A 19,595-nucleotide genomic window follows, 5' to 3' on the forward strand; every position below is an offset into this window, starting at 1 on the left:
GATGGCGCTGTTCGACTACCAGGCCGCCAACGCGCAGGGACGCATCGAAAAGGGCCAGGTGGATGCCGACAGCCCGCGTGGCGCGCGCCAGCTGCTGCGCGGGCGTGGGCTGACGCCCGTGCAGGTCAGCCCCGCGCGCGGCGCAGGCGGGGGCTGGGGGACACGCCGGCTTTCAGCGAGCGAACTGGCCTGGGCCACCCGCCAGCTGGCCAGCCTGCTCGCCGCCAGCCTGCCGCTGGAGGGCGCATTGAGTGCCGTCATCGAGCAGGCAGAGCGACCGCATGTGGCTCAGGCGCTGACCTCGGTGCGCGCCGATGTGCGTGCGGGTCAGCGCTTGACCATGGCCCTGGCGGCCCGGCCGCGCGACTTCCCGCCGATCTATCGCGCCCTGGTCGGCGCCGGCGAGGACTCGGGCGACCTGGCGCGGGTGATGGAACGCCTGGCCGATTACATCGAGGAGCGCAATGCGCTGCAGGCCAAGGTGCTCACGGCGTTCATCTATCCAGCGGCGATCAGTCTGGTATCGGTGGCGATCGTGATCTTCCTGCTCAGCTATGTGGTGCCGCAGGTGGTGACAGCGTTCGTGCAGGCACGACAGACACTGCCGATGCTGACCCAGGTGATGCTGGCCGCCAGCGCGTTCGTGCGCAGTTGGGGTGCATGGACAGCGCTGGGCATCGGCCTGCTGGTTGCAGCATGGCGGCTGGCGTTGCGCCGCACCGATCTGCGCCTGCGCTGGGATGCGATGCTGCTGCGCGTACCGGTGATGGGGCGCTTCGTGCTTGGCGTGAACAGTGCGCGCTTCGCCTCGACGCTGGCCATCCTGCTCGATGCCGGCGTGCCGTTGCTGCGCGCCTTGGAGGCGGCGCGGCAGACACTGGGAAACACGCTGCTGGCGCGCTGCGCCGAGGATGTCGCCGCGCGCGTGCGTGAAGGCGCGGCACTGGGCGCTGCGTTGAAAGTGCAGAAGGTCTATCCGCCGATCCTGGTGCATCTGGTCACCAGTGGTGAAAAGACCGGCACACTTGCGCCCCTGCTGGATCGCGCCGCGCAGACCCTCTCGCGCGAGATCGAGCGGCGCGCGATGGCACTGACCGCACTGCTCGAGCCGACCATGATCCTGGTGATGGGCGGGGTGGTGCTGACCATCGTGCTGGCGGTGCTGATGCCGATCATGGAAATGAACCAGCTAGTGCAGTGACGGGCGTGCGGCGCACAGGCCACGCTTCTCCACACAATCCTCCATACCTTTTCTCGATCTTCCACAGGTTTCTTAAGCGGCCTGTCATCGGCACGGACGAGCATGAGCCTGTCGTCGCGGAGCGGGCTGGGAGGCCCTCAGCGACAGCAGGCGTGTAGTGACCGTTCCTCCCTTGGCGTTTCCCTTCGCAGCAAACCCTTCAGGAGAAGATCATGTACAAGTACAAGACTCTGGCCGCGCTGGTTGCCACCGCGCTGCTCGCCACTGCCGGCGCCGCGTCGGCGCAGACCGTTACCGGCGGTGGTGCATCGCTGCCGGCCGACCTCTACAAGGGCCAGGCTGACAGCATCCTGCCGGCCAACTTCAGCTACGCCGTGACCGGTTCGGGCACCGGCAAGAAGGCGTTCCTGGAGAACAATTCGGCGCTGTTCTCGACCACCGGCACCGTGCATTTCGCTGGCAGCGACTCGGTGCTGAGCGCGACCGAACTGAGCACCTACACCACCAACTACAACCAGTCGACCAATGCCAACCGCTACGGCGCCCTGATCCAGGTGCCGTCGGTGGCCACCTCGGTGACCATCCCGTTCAACAAGCCGGGTTCGGCCGTCAACCTGAGCGTGGCGCAGATCTGCGGCGTGTTCTCCGGCGCGATCAGCGACTGGTCGACCATCGACGCCAACCGCAGCGGTCCGATCCGTGTGGTCTACCGCACCGAAAGCAGCGGCACCAGCGAAATGTTCACCCGCTTCCTGGCTGCCGCCTGCGCCGCTGAGCCGGCTGCGACCTCGAACCTGGTCGGCGGCACGTTCGCCGTGAAGTCGACCTTCGCCGACCTGTACAAGCGCGATGCCAACAACAACCTGCCGGCGTTCCTGGTTGCCGCGCCGGCCACGGGCGGCACCTCGCTGTACAACGCTGTCTATGCGGCGGATGGCCGCATCGGCTACGTCGGCCCGGACGTGATCCCGAGCCTGACCGATGCGACCAAGGTTGCCAAGGTCAAGGGCTTCTCGCCGGACCAGGTGAGCGTGCAGGCCACCCTGGATACCGTCGCTCCGCCGACCGGCACCGCTGCCGAGAACCCCGCCAACTGGGTGCCGGTGTTCGGCAACCCGTCGGCCGGCTATCCGATTGCCGGCTACACCAACCTGGTGATCGGCCAGTGCTACAAGGATTCGGCGGTTGCCACCAGTCTGCGCGGCTTCCTGGCGCGTCACTATCCGGCGACCTACCCGGCGGCCTACGAGGCGTCGATCACCGGCCATGGTTTCATCCCGCTGACCAAGGCTTGGCGCGATGCGATCCGCAACCGCTTCGTGCTGGCCAGCAGCGCAGCCGGCCTGAACAATCCCAGCACCTGTGCGGGCATCGGCCGTCCGCTGTAATCCGCAGCACCGCGTGAACCCTGTTTGACCCGGCGCCGGCCTCTGTGGCCGGCGTCGCCATTTCCGCCGTGCGGCGTGCAGCGCCATCGCCCCCTGCACGCTGTCGGCTTCATGTCACGCGAACCGTCTATCAGTGGCAGGGCATGCGTTGCGCGTGTCTGCGATCACCGCCGCCAGTGCGGTCCACCAGGTTGATGAGGTTACGATGTCGCACCCGCTCCCGTCCGCTGTTCATCCGGCCGCGCCGATGCGCCGCAATCATCCGATGGCGTGGGCCATCGCGGTCGCACTGGGAAGCGTGGTCGCCCCGGCCAGCCAGGCCCAGCAGGCTTTCAGCCCGGCCTGGTTCGCCGAGCGCGGCGCAGCGCAGGGCGCTGCTAGCCAGAGCGGGCGCATGCCCAACGGCGTGGCCATCCAGTTCCAGTTGCCGGCCCAGCAGCAGGATGCTGCGCGGCAGAAGCTGCAGCAGTCGATCGACAATCTCGGCACCGCCGCGCAGGCCATCGCCCTGCAGCAGCGCCTGCAGGATCAGGCGCGGCAATCGCGGCGGGAGGCCGGGTTCATCGTTGCCGACGGATTGGGCAGGGACGGGTTGAAGGTCGATGAGAATCCGTTGACCCGGGGCTGGATCAACGCCCGCGAGGCGATCCAGTCACAGGGCAGTGACGGACGTGTCCAGGTCAGCATCGAGCAGACCGCGGACAAGGCGATCCTGAACTGGGAGACCTTCAATATCGGCGGCAACACCACGCTGAACTTCCTGCAGAACCCGGACTGGGCCGTGCTCAATCGGGTGAACGATCCGAATGCGCGGCCCAGCCAGATTCTCGGCCAGCTCACCGCGGGCGGCACCGTGTTCGTGGCCAACCGCAACGGCGTGGTGTTCGGCAACAACAGCCAGGTCAACGTCCGCAACCTGGTCGCGGCGGCGGCGCGCATCAGCGACGGCCAGTTCCGCGACACCGGGTTGTACAGCGCGGATACGAATACGGCGGCCCTGAGCGATGCCGTTGGCAAGGTGATGGTGGAGCGGGGCGCACGTATCGCGACCCACGAGCCGACCAGCGCCACGCGTGGCGGCGGTTACGTGCTGCTGGCGGGACACAGCGTGGAGAACGCCGGCCAGATCGAGGCACGAAAGGGCCAGGTGCAGCTGGCGGCCGGCGACAGTTTCGTGATCCGGCGCGGCGTCGGCACCGCAGCCAATACCAGCTCCACCACGCGTGGCAATGAAATCGCGCCGCGCTTCATCGCTGACAGTACCGCGGGCAGCGTGCGCAATACCGGCCTGCTGCGTGCCCGCGAGGGTGACGTGACCCTGGCCGGACGCAACGTCGAGCAGGCCGGCGTTGCCGTGGCCAGCACGACGCTCGCACAGCGCGGCACCGTGCATCTTCTGACCTCGGCCAGTGATACCGGCAGCACCGTCACGCTCGCCGATGGATCGACCACGGCGGTGCTGATCGAGGACGATGGCAAGGCCACGGCACTGGACACCCAGCGGGACAGCCTCATCAGGGAATCGGCAGAGCAGGATGCGATCCGCGCGGGCGCGCGCTCGGCAACCTTCGACAATCTCTCCCAGCACAACGACCGACGCGACCAGTCGCGGGTGGAGATCGTGTCCGGTGGCACCATCCATTTCCGTCCGGACTCGCTCACGGTTGCCACGGGCGGCCAGGTCATCGCCGACGCGGCGGCCCGCAGCTACGTCGACGATGCAGCACGCGTGGACGTGTCGGGTGCCGTGGGCGTGCAGGTCTCGATGGAAAGCAACAATGTCCAGATCAAGGTGCAGGGCAACGAACTGCGCGATGCGCTGGACAACCGCGACAGCGGCAAGCTGACCAGCAGCGAGGTCTGGGTCGACCGCCGCAGGCTCATCCACGTGCCAGCCGGAACCGGGGGCTACGACGGTGAGCGCTGGTATGCCGCAGGCGGCCTGCTGGAAGTGGGCGGCTACCTCGACAACCAGGGGCATTCGATCGGCGAATGGGCCGCGCAGGGAGGCACCGTCCTGCTGGGTGGCAGTGAAGTGATCACGCATGGTGGGTCACGCATCAACCTTGCGGGTGGCAGCCTGGATGTGCAGAGCGGCGTGATCCGGCAGAGCTGGGTGCGCGGCGTGGATGGCCAGGTGTACCGCCTTGATGACGCACCGGCGGAGATGCTGTTCGACGGGGTGTACAACGGCCATGAGGTGAAACAGGAGCGCTGGGGCGTCACCGAGACGTTCCGCGATCCGGTCGTGTTCGCGGCGCAGCGTGTCGACAACGGGTATACGGTCGGCCGCGATGCAGGACGCCTGATCGTCTCCGCCCCGACGGCGGTGCTGGAGGGCCGTGTGGAGACCGCCACCTTCCAGGGCGCGCAGCAGAACCGCCGGCCTGATGCCGCACTGGACGGCTATGCACAGGCGCAGACGGCGGCAGCACGCAATGCGCAGCTCTACCTCGGGCGTTATGACGGCCAGGGCCGCAGCGGGGTGTTCGGTTCGGACGTGCGCGTGGATGACAATGCGCCGAAGACGGCGGCGTGGTCACTGCTGGCACCGGTCGGGGAGGAGCGGCGCGACACGGTGTGGCTGGACATCGCAGAATTGAGTGCCCAGCAGTGGGGGCGGATCGATCTGGCGAGCGCCGATCGCATCAGCATTGACGGCCGTCTTCGGTTGCAGGCGGGCGGACAGCTGAATCTGACCGGCAGCGAGGTGGAACTGGCGGGCGACATCGGCATTGCCGGCGGCCAGCTGTCGGCGGGCAACCTGCTGGAGGTGCAGGGCAGGCCGACGGCACTGCTGAACGATGGCCGCGCACGCACCGTTATTGCCGACGGTACCCGCATCGTTCTTGCCGGTGAATGGAGCAACGCAGCGTTGGGAGAGCCGCTGGATGCGGGTGGTGCCTGGACGGATGGCGGCCGCCTGAGCTTGGGCAACAGCCATGACGTGAGCGTGGGCGCGGGGGCGACGGTCGACGTCGAGGCCGGCGCCGCGCTGGACCTGCGCGGCAAGGGGCATGTCGGCAAAGGGGGCAGCATCAGTCTGCAGGCGAACAGCAGCACGGTTGCAACGGACGGCAGCGGCCGGGTGCAGCTGGGCGAGGGCAGCCGGTTCAGCGGCCGTGGCCAGGGCAGCGGCACGTTCTCGCTGGGCACCGGTGGCCGGGTGCGGGTGGGCGATGCGGATCCGGCGGACGCAGCAGCGCTGCAGGTGGATGCCGGCCTGTTCGGCAGTGGCTTTGCCCAATACGACATCAATGGCCATCAAGGGCTGGAGGTTGCCGATGGCACGCAGCTGGCAGCGCGCATGCCGGGCCTTCGGATGACCGCGGACGCGCGCACCGCGACGGATCGGAAAGAGGCACTGGAGAGCTGGCTGGCACCGCTCTACAGTGCCGATCCACTGAGCGGGCTGGTCCGCCAGCGCAGCGGTGCCAGCGTGAGCCTGCGCTCGGATCGCAACAGCGTCGGCGGCGACCTGCGGGTGGGCAAGGCCGCGCTGATCGAGGTCGACCCGGGGCAGGCGATCTCCCTGCTCGGCGCCGGCAACATCGATGTGGAAGGTACGCTGCGTGCGCAGGGAGGACGCATCAGCATCGACGATGTGCGCCTGCCGACCACGCTGTATGCCGGGCAGCGGAGCGAGCGGACCTGGCAGTTCGCTGACGGTGCGCTGCTGGATGTCAGTGCGGACGCGGTGTCACTGGCCGATGCCGGTGGCCGCCTGCAGGGACTGGTGCGGGCCGGGGGGCGCATCGAGATCGGCGGCGCGCTCGACTGGGAGACCTCTGCGTCGGTGGACAACCGTCCGCCTGAAGCCTTCGTCGTGCTCGAGCGCGGTGCGCAGCTGCGGGCAGCGGGCGCCTCGGCGCCGCTGGATGTCGACGGGAAGGGGCGGACCCGCGTGGACAGCGATGGCGGGCAGATCGTGCTGCGTTCGGCCAACGCTCTGTACCTGGACGGCGCAATGGACGCCTCCGCCGGCGGCAGTGGCGCGCGTGGCGGCACCTTGGGCGTGGCCTTTGGTGGCAGCGTCCATGCGCGGGGCGCGAGCGAGGAAGTGCTGCGTGCGCGCGGCATCACGCTCAGCCAGCGCGGCGAGGCCGACGCGGTGCTGCCAGACCGGCTGGAGTACGGGCACGCGACGCTGTCGGTGGAGCAGATCCAGGCCGGCGGCTTCGACAGCCTGTCCGTGTTCGGTGACGTCCGCGCGGAGGGCGATGTCGACCTGCGCATGGGCCAGAGCCTGCGCATCTACGGACAGGGGCAGTCAAGCCTCGGCATGGCCGTGGCAGCACCGCAGTCCAGCAGGATTTCGCTGAGTGCTCCGCACCTGCTGCTGGCACAGTCGCACTGGCAGTCGCTGCCGGGTGAGAACCTGGTGGTCACCGATACCGTGGCGTCGGCTGCGGAAGGCGACCACGTGCTGTCGGCGAGGGCTGATCTGATCGACATCCGTGATGTCACCTGGCTGCCCGGCTTCAACCAGGTCGTGCTGGACAGCCGCAGCGACGTGCGGCTGCTCAACGCGGTGTCCAACGGCGGATCGATCAGTGCGTTGATGGCGAGCGGGTCGATGGATGTGAGTGCCGCCCGCCTGTACCCCACCTCCGGTGCGACGGGCTATCTGGTCGCGGGTGCGTCTGCGGCGACCGTGGCGACGCCCGGATACTGGTCAGATCCGGATGCGGTGCTGCGCATCCGGGGTACCGGCACGGCGGCGGCCACTCCGCCGGAGTCAGCGCTGGGCGCGTTGCAGCTGGTGGCAGCGACCGTGCAGCAGGGCGGAAACGTGCAGGCGCCGATGGGAGCGCTGCAACTGGGCGGCCTGATCCTGGGCGGCACACGTGCCAGCCGGGTGGAGCTGTTGCCGGGCAGCATCACCTCCACCAGTGGCGCAGGTCTGGCGCTGCCCTATGGCGGTACCGTGGACGGCGTGTCGTGGAGAAGAGGCAGCAGCAGCCTGGAATCACTGACGCCGGGTGGCATTGCGTCCAAGGGCGTGACCGTAACCGCCAACGATGTGGATGTGCATGCCGGTGCGCTGCTGGACGTGTCAGGTGGCGGCGAACTGACCGGCGCGGCATTTGTCTCAGGCCGCGGTGGCTCCGTCGACGTGCTGCGCACTGCGCTGGCCGATGCCAACCCGCGCTATGCGTTCAGTGCCTCCGGCAACCCGGTGTACGCGATTGTGCCGGGACGTGCCGGCAGCTTCGCACCCAGCAGTGATGATGGCTTCGCTGCTCCAGCGGTGGGCCAGCAGATCACCGTACCCGCCGGCGTTCCCGGCCTGCCTGCGGGGACCTACACATTGCTGCCGGCCAGCTTCGCGCTGCAGCCGGGGGCATTCCGCGTCGAACTGGGCGCGACGGGAACCTCCGGCGTACCGCAGCCGATCCAGACCGGCACCGGGACCTGGCGCGTGTCCGGCCAGCAGGGATCGGCACTGGGTGGGGTGGCGTCGCCGCTGCTCACCGACATCCTGCTGACGCCGGCGGCCGTGGTGCGCCGGCATTCCGGCTACAACGAAACCAGCTACAACAGTTTCGTGCAGGCCACCGCCGACCGTCGTGGCGAGGCGCGCGGCTGGCAGACCATCGATGCGCTGGGGCTGACCCTGGCACTGGGTGAAGGCGCTGGCCGCGAGGGAACCGCGGCCGTCGACTTCGCCGGCACGGCGCGCTTCTCCGCGGCCAATGAAAAGGGACGCGGTGGCACCCTGGTGGCCACGCTCGCCAGCCCGGCCGTGGGTTCGCTGGAGATCGCTGCTGCCGGCAGTCCGTCGCAGGCACACGATCGTGGCGCGACCTTCACCGACGACGCACTCAATGCGCTGCGGCCGGAACGCTTGGTGATCGGCGGACAGTTCAATGAGACGGCATCGCTGGTGGCGGTGTCCGGCGCGGTGCGCGATGTGGCGATCCGCTCCGGTGCGAGCCTGCAGGCACCGGAGATACTGGTGGCTGCGGCGTCCGGTGGCAGCGGCATCCTGGTCGAAGCCGGGGCGACACTCGATACCCTGCCTTTCGCACGCGACACCGCGTCCGCGCCGACCGTACCCTATCAGGTCAATGGCGGCCTGCTGGCCGTCTCGAACCAGCGCCTGAACCTGATCACCGGTACGACCGGCGTGGCGGCAGGGCCGGTCGCGATCGACATCGGCGGCTGCCAGACGGACTGCGAAGGCGAGGCACGGCTGGTATCCGATGGCAGCATCGGGGTGGCCACCGATGGCGTGCTGCAGATGCGCGATTCCGCCCGTTATGGCACGCGCCAGCTGGGCGTGAGCATGGCGGCGCTCAACCTCGGCAGCGCCGAGGCGATCGCGCAGGCGGCGGCCGCAGGGGCGTTGCCAAATGGCATGACCATGAACCAGTCCGTGCTGCAGCAGCTGCTGCGCGGCAATGATGCCACCGGCGCACCGGCGCTGGATACGCTGAGCCTGGTCGCACGCGATTCGGTCAACGTGTTCGGCAGCGTCGACCTGGATGCGCGCGACAGTGCCACCGGCCGCGGCGGCCTGCAGACGCTGGTACTGGGCGCGCAGGCCATCCATGGCTATGGTGCGGCGAGCGACCGTGCGCGCATCCTGGTGGACACACTGGTCTGGGACGGTTCGCTGGCGGCGACGCAGGCGGCGGGCAGCGATGCATCGGTGCCGCCGGCCGATCCCATGGTGGACCGGCTTGGCGCGGGGCAGCTGGACATCGTCACCCGCAACCTGCAGCTGGCGCGCGCCCCGTTCAGCCGTCCCAGCTCCGAGGTGCCCGCGAACCGCCAGGTGCTCGGCTTCAGCGCGCTCAACCTCAGCGCGTCCGGGCAGCTGCTGTTTTCCGCGCAGGGTACGCTGGACGTGTACCAGCAGCGCGGCGACTATCTCGCGGACAAGGGCTGGCAGTACAGCGGTGGCAGTATCGGCATCGACACGCCGCTGCTGACGGCCGATCCGGGTGCGCAGCTGCAGGTACGGACCGGCGGCGACTTCCGCCTGCAGGGCGGCAGCGGAAGGGCCGGCGGCGACGCACTGGGCAGTGAACTGAGCATCGATGCCGAGCGGATCGCGCTGGACAGCACGATCGCACTGGCCTCCGGCCGCCTGTCAGCGAGCGCACGCGAAGGCATCGCGCTCGGCAGCCAGGCGGCGCTGGATCTGGCAGGGCGCAGGGTTACGCTGTACGACGTGGACCGGTACAGCTGGGGCGGCGACGTGCTGCTGTCCAGCGATGCGGGTGACGTCAGCACTGACGCCGCCTCACGCATCGATCTCTCGGCGCGCAACAACCGCGGCGGACGGCTGACGGTGAACGCCCTGGCCGGGAGTGCCGATCTGGCCGGCGGCATCGAGGGGGCTGCCAGTGGCCGTTACGACGCAGGTGGCACCGTGGTGCCTTACGACGGCGCAGACCTCGTGGTTCGCGCCGGCACGTTGCAGGACTTCGCAGGCCTGAACCAGCGCTTGAACGCAGGCGGTGTCACCGGCGGGCGCACGTTCCGGATCGGTGAGGGTGATCTTCTGATCGGTGATGAGGTGAAGGCGCGCAGGGTCGACATCAGCCTCGACGCAGGCAGCCTGCGCGTGGCGGGGCGCATCGACGCCAGTGGCGAGCAGGTCGGCGCGATCCGCCTGTACGCACGTGACGGTCTGCAGGTGGAGGGAACGCTGGATACGCATGGCACCGGCCTGCGCGTGGACAGCCAGGGCAAGATCATCGACAGCCCGAACCGGGCCACGATCGAACTGGGCAGCGCCGCCGGCGGGATCGACATCGGCGCCGGCGCCCATCTCGACCTGCGCGCGGGCACGGCGGTGGCGGTGGGCGGCGGCCTCGGGCAGAACGACGGCGTGGCCCGCGGCACCCTGAAGATCGATGCGCCCCGCATCGGCGGCAACGATGCGGCGATAACGGTCGCCAACGGTCTGCGCGTCGAAGGTGCGGCCGATATCCAGGTCAATGCGGTGCGACGCTATGAGGACGCGCCCTTGGCGGACACTGTCGACGTCAACGGCAACCGCGCGCAGCGCGTCACCCAGCAGTGGCTGGACCAGATCGTCGATCCGGACAACCGCGCGTGGATGGACGGCGCGCTGGCCAATGCGGATCTCCGACAACGCACGGCTGCGCTGGGCACGCATCGCCTGCGCCCCGGCGTGCAGGTCCTCGCCCGCCGCAGCGAGGCCAATCCCGGAGGTGACCTGACCGTATCCGGTGACATCGACCTGTCCGGCTACCGCTATGGGCCTGAGGCCGATCGCAATGATCCGGCGCGGCGCGGCTTCGGCGAGTCGGCGTCGCTGGTGCTGCGCGCGGAGGGCAACATCAACGTGCACGGCAGCATCAACGATGGCTTCGCGCCGCCACCGGCCAATCCGGACGAGGCAGGATGGCAGTTGCATGAGAGCCGCAACGGCACCGCCGGTCACACCCCGTTCGGCGGCGACCTGGTGGTGCCGGGGGAGGGCGTGAGGCTGCAGCCCGGTACGGAGTTCCGAGCCGGTACCCGCCTGAACTATGACGTGCCGGTCGAATCGGTAACGCTTCCGGTCGGTACCGTGCTGCCCGCGCCGATGGTGATCTCGCAGAACCTGCGCCTGCCCGCGGGCACGGTGCTGGGTGCGGCGGTGACCACCGACTCCGGGCAGACGCTGGCGGCGGGCACCGTGCTGCAGGAGCCGCTGGTGCTGGCGGCCGGTGCGCGACTGGGGGCTGGCTTCCGCCTGCGCAGCGATGTGCAGATGGCCGCCCAGGACTGGCCGGCCGGCGCGATGCTGCCGGTGACCCTGCGCCTGGCACGGGAAGTCGAGCTCAAGGTAGGCGCGTACATTCCATCGCTGACCAAGGTGGAGCTGCCCGGCGACGCATCGGTGAACCTGCGTCCTGCCGACGCCAACGGCAACCAGGGACGCAACTGGGCGCTTGCCCCGATGCTGGCCGAAGGTACGACATCGTGGGACATGACACTGGTGGCGGGGGCTGACAGCGACGCCGCGGATCCGCGTTCGCGACGCTGGGGAAGCGACGGCAGCGTGGTGCTTGCCGATACCCATCAGGGCTCGGTCGGCACCGTGACGACCGAGATCATCTGGGTGGGCGACCGGGTCCTGACCGAACAGGCGTCACTGGACTGGATGGGCGACACCTCCTATGCCGGCCGTCCGATTTCCGAGCTGGCAGACATGTTCGGCTTCAGCGAGGATGAGTTCTGCGCGCTTTCCGATGGCTATTGCGGCCCCGCGCCGCGACAGGTCGCCGCGCAGGGTTCGCTGGATTTCTGGGGCGATGAATCCTACGTCGGCACGCCGGCAAAGGACTTCGCCGAGCTGTTGGGCATGACCGAGGACGAATTCTGCGGAATGGCACCGGGCTACTGTGCCGGCGGTGGCACCCAGACCGAGGTCACCACCTACGGCAAGCGCGCCGGTACACCGGCCTGGAGTGTCCTGCGCACCGGCAAGGGCGACCTGGAACTGCTCGCGGCGGGCGACGTTGCGATGAAGTCCGGGTTCGGCGTCTATACCGCCGGTACGCCCAGCTCACTCGGCGAGGGCCGTGACGCCGCGTTTGATTCACCGCGCGCGGCGGCGCCCTGGAACACCACGCTGCTGGGTGAGAACCTGGTGCCGGGCAGCTATGACGCCGCAATCGCGGGATACCAGGCCTGGTATCCCGATCATGGCGGCAACCTCCGCGTCGAAGCCGGGCGCGATATCGTCGGTGACGTCTGGACCGGGCGCGCAGAGTCCGGCACCAGCGAGCGCGACTGGGCGCTGTACTCCAGTGCCGCGGTCGGCAATTGGCTGTGGCGGCAGGGAACCGGCAGCACCACCGGCGTGGAGCCGGTGCCGACCAGCTGGTGGGTGAACTTTGGCGCCTACACCAACGTGTCCGCTGCTGCTGGCGCCTCTCCGCGGATGGTCGGCTTCACCGGCTTCGGCACATTGGGCGGCGGCAACTTGACGCTGGAGGCCGGGCGTGACGCCGGCGTGCGCGATGCGATAGGTGACGCGCTGGATTCGACGATCGCACCGCGCTCGGGTGCGATCATCGCGGCGGTGGGATCGACCGGCCGGGTCAGCGATGGCCAGCTGCACCTGACCGGCGGCGGTGACCTGCAGCTGCGTATCGGTGGCGCACTGAATCCGAATCTGCGGGCGACGTTCTCCAGCCTCAATGCCTCCAGGGCGGGACAGAATCTCGACCTCAACGGTACCTTCAGCAACCTGCGTGGCAGCCTGCTGCTCGATGCGGGCCGCATCGGTGCAATGGGTGTCACCCTGGACAGCTACGGGACGCTGGGCCAGCTGCGTGCGGCCGATCTGTTCGCCGCCGACGCCGCCCGCCCGATGGGCGGGCCGGTGCTGGTGCTGGGCGATGCGGTCGCACAGCTGCAGGCGCGGGGCGATGTCGTGCTCGGCGGCGTCGCCGATGCCGGCCGGGTTCCACTGGCCAACTACAGCACGGTGGTGCAGGACAACGGCAGCCGCGCTGCGGGCAGCACCTGGTTCTCCCTATGGACCGACGCGACCGCCGTGGATCTGTTCAGCGCCGGTGGCGACCTGGCGCCGGGCCTCGCCGGGCCGGAGAATGTGACCGGCAGCAATCTGTGGCCCGAGCAGGTTGCCCTGGCACCGGGCAGCCGGGAGGAGCTGCTGAACTACTGGCTCTATCCATCGCGCTTCAGCGCCGTTGCCGCCCAGGGTGACATCAAGCTGGACCGGATCAGTGCCGTGACGGGGACGCAGGATGTGATCCTGCTGGCGCCCTCGGCTACCGGGCGGCTGGACGTCCTGGCGGGCGGCAGCATCTTCGCCCGCAGCGGCGCGACCCAGATCACGCGCTCCGGCGCGGATGCGCGCCTGCCGGGGCCGTTCGACCCCGCATTCGTTGCCGAGCAACGCGATGCCAGCGGTAATGTGACGCGCCCGCGGCACAACCTGTCGGTCGATGGCAACATCGCCTCGCCGGAGGCATCGCTTCCGCTGTTCGCGTTCGGCCCCGGTACGCCGTTGTCCACGGTCTCCGCGGCACTGGCACCAAGCCGCTTCTACGCCGTGCAGGGCGACATCATCGGCCTGGCGACAGGCGCCCAACGCACGCTCGACGGCACCGCCTGGCAGCGCACGCAGCTGAACTGGTTCGAGGCAGCAGGCGCGGTGCAGCTGCGGGCAGGGCGGGACATCCTCGGCGTGTCGATGACCGCGTTGAACAGCGCGCCCACCGATATCACGGTGGCGGCGGCGGGACGTGACATCGTGCATCTGGACGCGACGATCGCCGGCCCCGGCAACGTCGAGATCAGTGCCGGCCGTCAGCTGCGCCAGGAGGAGGCGGGCAGCATCGTCAGCCTCGGTGGCATCGTGCAGGGTGACACCCGTCCGGGTGCCAGCATCGCGCTGACGGCCGGCAACCAGCAGATCGATTTCGCCGCCCTGCGTGCCCGCTATCTGGATCCCGCAAACCTGGCCGATCCCGCGCAATCGCTTGCGTCGCAGCCGGGCAGGGCAGTCAAGGTCTACGACCAGGAACTGAAGCAGTGGCTGCAACAACGCTTCGGCATGGCCGCCGATGGCGAGGCAGCGCTGGCTGCGTTCGATGCGTTGCCGCAGGAACAGCAGCGCATCTTCCTGCGCCAGATCTACTACACCGAGCTGCGCGAAGGCGGACGCGAGTACACCGATGCGGAAGGGCCGCGCTTCGGCTCCTATCTGCGCGGGCGCGAGGCCATCGCCACGCTGATGCCGGACAGGAATGCGGCCGGTGCGACGATCGACCGAACCGGCGATATCGTGATGTACGGTGGCTCCGGTGTGCGCACCGAGGCGGGCGGCAACATCGAACTGATGGCACCGGGAGGCCAGATCGTGGTGGGTGTACAGGGGGTGGTGCCGCCTGCCAGTGCCGGCCTCGTCACCCAGGGGCAGGGCGATATCCGCCTGTTCAGCCAGGACAGCGTGCTGCTGGGCCTGTCGCGGGTGATGACCACCTTCGGTGGCGACATCCTGGCGTGGTCGGAACAGGGCGACATCAATGCCGGTCGCGGCTCGCGCACCACGCTGTTGTACACACCGCCACGGCGCGTCTATGACACCTGGGGCAATGTGATCCTGTCGCCCCAGGCGCCGGCCAGTGGTGCGGGCATTGCCACCCTCAATCCGATCGCGGAAGTCGCGCCGGGCGATGTGGATCTGATCGCGCCGCTGGGCACCATCGATGCGGGCGAGGCGGGCATCCGTGTCTCGGGGAACATCAATCTGGCCGCGCTGCAGGTACTCAACGCGGCCAACATCCAGGTGCAGGGAGACAGCAAGGGCCTGCCGGTGCTGGCGTCGGTGAACGTCAACGCGCTGGCTTCGGCCAGCGCCGCCGCCAGCAGTGCCAGCCAGGCGGCACAGGATGTGATCCGCAAGAGCCAGGAGGATGCCCGGCGCAACCAGCCTTCGGTGATCAGCGTGCAGATCCTGGGCTTCGGCAACGCCAGCAGCAGCATCAACCCGCCGGCACGCGGCACGACCGCGGCCAGCGGCTACGACGTAGACAGTGCTTTCCAGTTCCCGCAGGCCCGCGAACCGCAGGCGCGTGGAGAGGGTGGCACACAGCGGCGATAATTGCCGGGGATGATCCACGCGGTGCGTGGAGATCCGCAATCGGGCCCGCTGCCACGGAGCGGTGGCGGCCCCCCGCCAGGACGGCACGGAGGGCAGGGAGCAGCCATCGGCGGTGAGGAGCACCCACAGGCGCCACCGGGCGCGGGGCAGCGCCCGGTGGCCGGGATGGCGGACGCTGCGCCCCGGATGACGTGGGTCGACGGTGTGCAGCTGCGTTTGCGGCTAGAGTTCAAGGACGCGACGGTAGCTCAACGGACCGCGGCCATCACGCAGCCGCAGCCTCAGTTCCAGCCCGGTGGCCGGCAGCAGCACGCCCTGGCTGGGCAGCGTCGTCCAGCCGGCGCCCGGCTGCCAGGCGCGCACATCGAAGAACTGAACATCGTGCGCCACGGCCAGCCCGCGTGACTGCTCTGGTGGCGGCAACGGATAGCGATCCGATGACGGCCCGCTGGCCCGCCACAGGGTATTGCCCTGGCGCCACCAGCGCACCCGCTGCCAGCGCAGCCCGTCGCTGCCGACGCTGCGGGTGATCTCCAGCGCGAAACTGCCGTCGGCCTGCCGTTCGCTGACCAGCGCCGGCGGCAGCAGGCGCTGTGGCTGGTCAGCGGGGCGTACCGCACCATTCATCAGGGCATCGTCCGCGCGCATCTCGATGTCGCGCTGGAACTGCTGCAGCACCCGCAATGCGGCATTGGTTCCTGCATCGGCGTGGCGCAGTCGCTGGTCACTGCTGGACACGCTGTCCAGCGCACGCCAGCAGATCACGGCCAGCACGCCCATGAGGGTGATCGCGATCATCACTTCGATCAGGGTGAAGCCCTGCACGCGCCGTTTCACGGTGCAGCGGTCCATGGCAGCAGCATGCGTGCCAGCGACTGCGTTGGTGCATCCTCCGCCACCACGATGAGCTCCAGCAGCGGCTGCCCGTCGCTGCCGCTGCCCAGATGCTGCCGCACCAGGAAGCGGCTGCGACCCTGCACGCAGCGCTGCTGCACATCCGCGGGCGGTTGCGCGGCCAGCCGCAGTTCCTGCCAGCGGTCCTGTGCGCACAGCAGTGCCAGACGTCGGTCGCGCAGCCGCGACTGGTCATCGGTTGCCACTGCCACCGAGCGCATCACCGCCGCCAGCGCGACTGCCACGATGGCCAGTGCGATCAGTACCTCGATCAAGGTGAAACCCCGCCGCGGCCGCATCACTGCACGACCTGCAGCTGTCCACTGCCGTCGTCGCGAAGGCGCAGCTGTCGCCCCTGCAGCGACAGCGCCAGCTCCCACGGCACGCCGATCCATTCCGGACTCAGTTCGATGGCTGCCGCCGGCTGTACGGCGATGCCCGGGCTCTGCCACCGCTGGGGGCGCAGCAGGTCGTCGCGCTGCACGTCGGTCCAGCGGTCGCCCTCGCGTCGGCTGAAGCGGTAGCCCTCGGCATCCGCCTGCCAGCGGAGGCTGCGGCCATCGATGCGGGCCTCATCGCGTGCCACCTGCAGGCGTTGCGCCAATCGCTCGCCTTCCTGACGGAGCTGGCGCGCAGGATCCAGCAGTGTGCCCAGGCCCAGGCCGATGGCCGTTGTACAGATGCCGATGATGACCAGCACCACCATCAGTTCCAGCAGGGTGAAGCCGCGCGGGATGCGCCGCATCGACATCGCCTCCTGTGCTTGCCGATCGCGGACAGGGTAGCGGCGGATGATGAAACAAAAGCGTCAGCGGCGACTGCTAGCGTGGTGGCCGTCAATGTCGACGAAGGTGCGGAACATGGACGGCAGGCGCTGGGATCGCAATCACCTGCTGACACTGCTGGCGGCGACGCTGCTGTTGGCCGTGATGGCCTACTGGGGCATTGCCCTGTTCGCTGCAGGACCACCCGCGGCGGCCAGCGCGGTAAGGCCGTCGACACCGGCCCGGCCACCGTTCGACGCTGCGGCCAGCGCTCCGCTGGTGCGGCTGCTGTCACCGGGTGCGATCCACACCGAGGTAGTGGTACTGGGTGTGATGGCCAGCGCGCACGCACCGCTGGCACTGCTGTCGGTCGATGGTGGCGCTGTCGATGCCTATGTGCCGGGGCAGCGCCTGGGACCGTCCACGGTACTGGCCGGCATCGGCGCAGAGACCATCGAACTGCAGCAGGCGGGGCGGTCGCGCAGCCTGCCGGTGCCCGCGCTGCCGCCCGTTCCTGCCGACGGCATCGTGCCTGCCGCTGCGGGGCGGCACTGAGGCGCGATCAGCGAGAGGGGCGCTGCGGTGTCACCGAGCGGCCAAAGGCGTCGCCCATCCGTTGCCGGGTGCCTTCCAGGTTGTACTGCATGAGCTGGTTGCCGGGCTGCCGCATCAGCCGCTCCGACTCGGACAGGCGCGGTGATCGTGCACGCGGCGGTGCCGGTGCGAGCCTGCGCTGCAGACATTCCCAGGCCGGAATGCGCTCTCCGTTGACCTGCACGTCGATGCAGGGCGGTGTGTCCGCGCGCGTTGCGCGGTCATCGGCGTGCGCAATCGGCATCGCGATGGACGCGAGCAACGCCACGGCAGGCCAGCGCCATGCAGTCAGAATCATGTTCATCTCCTATCTCCCGCCACCCCATGTCGGCTGCTTCATGGACGGGTGGCGGGCGCAGTGTCCGCCTGCGCGCATTCCGCCGCCGTCAACAGATGACAGTGCTGTCACAAAACTGTTGGCGGCTTTGACGCGCCCTGCACGTCCTGTGGGTAGACCCACGCGCCGCTCCCTGGCCACTTCCTTCGATACGACGCGATGCCTTCAATGACGCCTGTTCCGTGCCGAGCTGTCCGACTCCCGCTGCGCCTGCGTCCGCGGGCACTCGCGCTGGCCGTGGCGTCCCTGCCATTGCCGCTGCTCGCGCAGGATGCCACGCCGGCGGCCAGGGTGAACATCAACGAGTACATCGTGCGCGGCAACACCGTACTTGATCCGCGTCTGATCGAGCGCGCCGTTGAGCCCTATCTCGGCCCGGGCAGGACGTTGGCCGACGTCGAGCAGGCGCGCGATGCAGTCAGCGCGCTGTACCAGCAGGCGGGATACCAGTCGGTGTACGTGGAACTGCCCGAGCAGCAGGTCAGTGCCGGCGTGGTGCTGCTGAAGGTGCAGCAGACGCCGATCGGCGAACTGCGCGTGGTCGGTGCGGCGCCTGCTGCGGCGGCGCGGATCCGCGCACGGGTACCGGCGCTGGCCGAGGGCCAGGTGCCGGATTTCGACCGGGCGCAGAAGGAACTGACCGCGCTCAACGAAGGCGGTCGCCGCCAGGTGATGCCGCTGGTCCGTGAGGGAAAGACGCCCGGCACGATGGACGTGGACCTGCAGGTGGAAGAAAAGTCGCCCTGGCGAGCGAGCGCCGCACTCAACAATGACCGCAGTGCCGACACCGAGAAACTGCGCCTGAGTGCCTCGCTGGCGCATGACAACCTGTGGGGACGCGGGCACAGCGCCAGTCTCGGCGTGTTCCTCGCTCCGCAAGATACCGATCAGGCCAAGGTGTTCTCGGCGTCGTACACGCTGCCGTTTGAAGGCAGCCCCTGGAGCCTGGAGGCATCGGGCTATACCTCCGACAGCCGCGTGCTCAATGCCGGCGGCCAGGGGGGCGCGGGAACCGGCACCAACGTGATCGGCAATGGTCATTCGATCGGCCTCAAGCTCAATTACCGCCTGCCCGGCAGCACTGCATGGTGGCGGCAGCTCAGCCTCGGCGTCGACTTCAAGGACACCGAGGAGGACACCTGGATGGGCAGCGACAACCTGAAGACTCCCCTGAAGTACGCACCGCTCACGCTGGCATTCGTGGGTGTGCGCCAGGGCGAACAGGACCAGCTGAGCATCAGCACGCAGCTGGTGGCCGGAACCCGCCGCCTGTTCGGCTATGGCAGCAATGGGTACGACTTCAGCCAGAAGCGGGCGTGGGCCGATCCCAGCTTCGTCGCACTCAAGGCCGATGTGTCGAATACGCATACCTTCGGCAGCGATTGGCAATGGTATGCACGCGGGGCCCTGCAGGTGACCGATGCGCCACTGGTCTCGGCCGAGCAGTTCGCCGCCGGTGGCATGTACACCGTGCGCGGCTACCTGTCGGCCGAGGCGATCGGTGACTACGGCGGTGTGGCGAACCTGGAATGGCGCACCCCGGCATGGCCGCTGTGGAGCGGCAGCCAGCTTCGCGTGTACAGCTTTGCCGACGCGGCCTACCTGCGCCTGCGGCGGCCGCTGCCTGAACAGCGCGACCAGTACAACCTGGCCTCGGTCGGGCTCGGCGCGCAGCTGCGCCTGGGAGATCACCTGCAGTTGCGCCTGGACTATGCGTGGCCCTATGCCGATGGGCCGGTGACCCGCAAGGACGACCCGCGGCTGCATTTCAACATCAGCACCAGTTACTGACCCTTCCCTTGAACATGCGTTC

General features: G+C 68.9%; 9 protein-coding genes. 5 read left to right on the plus strand and 4 right to left on the minus strand.

The features are described from left to right. Position 1: 1 nt before the first annotated feature. The 3 genes from gspF (at position 2) to ACVOME_RS01855 (ending at position 15,193) form a co-directional block, all read left to right on the plus strand. Positions 2-1,201: a type II secretion system inner membrane protein GspF gene (gene gspF, locus ACVOME_RS01845; protein ID WP_283219553.1), complete on the plus strand. Its 1,200-nt coding sequence runs from the start codon at positions 2-4 to the stop codon at positions 1,199-1,201. Positions 1,202-1,413: 212 nt separating this feature from the next. Beyond that, complete coding sequence (locus ACVOME_RS01850) at positions 1,414-2,589, plus strand: substrate-binding domain-containing protein (RefSeq protein ID WP_053516316.1); 1,176 nt, start codon at positions 1,414-1,416, stop codon at positions 2,587-2,589. A gap of 205 nt (positions 2,590-2,794) precedes the next feature. Further along, on the plus strand, positions 2,795-15,193 hold the full coding sequence (locus ACVOME_RS01855) for a filamentous haemagglutinin family protein (protein ID WP_481504645.1): 12,399 nt from the start codon (positions 2,795-2,797) through the stop codon (positions 15,191-15,193). A 222-nt stretch (positions 15,194-15,415) separates the two neighbouring features. Here the strand turns inward: ACVOME_RS01855 and ACVOME_RS01860 are convergent, their stop codons facing one another. From ACVOME_RS01860 to gspH, 3 genes are read right to left on the minus strand one after another with little or no spacing between them, the layout of a single operon-like run. After that, positions 15,416-16,030 (minus strand): prepilin-type N-terminal cleavage/methylation domain-containing protein, encoded by a 615-nt coding sequence (locus ACVOME_RS01860; RefSeq protein WP_460256587.1) that lies wholly within the window; start codon positions 16,028-16,030, stop codon positions 15,416-15,418. Continuing rightward, a complete protein-coding gene (gspI, locus tag ACVOME_RS01865; protein ID WP_414487427.1) occupies positions 16,027-16,386 on the minus strand; it encodes a type II secretion system minor pseudopilin GspI in 360 nt (119 codons plus the stop codon). Before gspI ends, ACVOME_RS01860 begins: the two co-directional genes overlap by 4 nt. Further along, positions 16,386-16,832, minus strand: a complete 447-nt coding sequence (gene gspH, locus ACVOME_RS01870; protein WP_053516372.1) for a type II secretion system minor pseudopilin GspH — start codon at positions 16,830-16,832, stop codon at positions 16,386-16,388. Before gspH ends, gspI begins: the two co-directional genes overlap by 1 nt. A gap of 115 nt (positions 16,833-16,947) precedes the next feature. On the opposite strand from gspH, the gene ACVOME_RS01875 reads away from it, so the two are divergent. Next, complete coding sequence (locus ACVOME_RS01875) at positions 16,948-17,406, plus strand: general secretion pathway protein (RefSeq protein ID WP_053516310.1); 459 nt, start codon at positions 16,948-16,950, stop codon at positions 17,404-17,406. Between the two features lie 7 nt (positions 17,407-17,413). Here the strand turns inward: ACVOME_RS01875 and ACVOME_RS01880 are convergent, their stop codons facing one another. Further along, positions 17,414-17,689 (minus strand): hypothetical protein, encoded by a 276-nt coding sequence (locus ACVOME_RS01880; protein ID WP_229765786.1) that lies wholly within the window; start codon positions 17,687-17,689, stop codon positions 17,414-17,416. 261 nt (positions 17,690-17,950) lie between these two features. On the opposite strand from ACVOME_RS01880, the gene ACVOME_RS01885 reads away from it, so the two are divergent. Next, the gene (locus ACVOME_RS01885) at positions 17,951-19,573 is read left to right on the plus strand and encodes a ShlB/FhaC/HecB family hemolysin secretion/activation protein (protein WP_111186880.1); all 1,623 of its coding nucleotides are present in this window, start codon (positions 17,951-17,953) and stop codon (positions 19,571-19,573) included. Positions 19,574-19,595 lie beyond the last annotated feature (22 nt).

The sequence above is a fragment of the Stenotrophomonas sp. STEN008 genome (genome assembly GCF_056760435.1).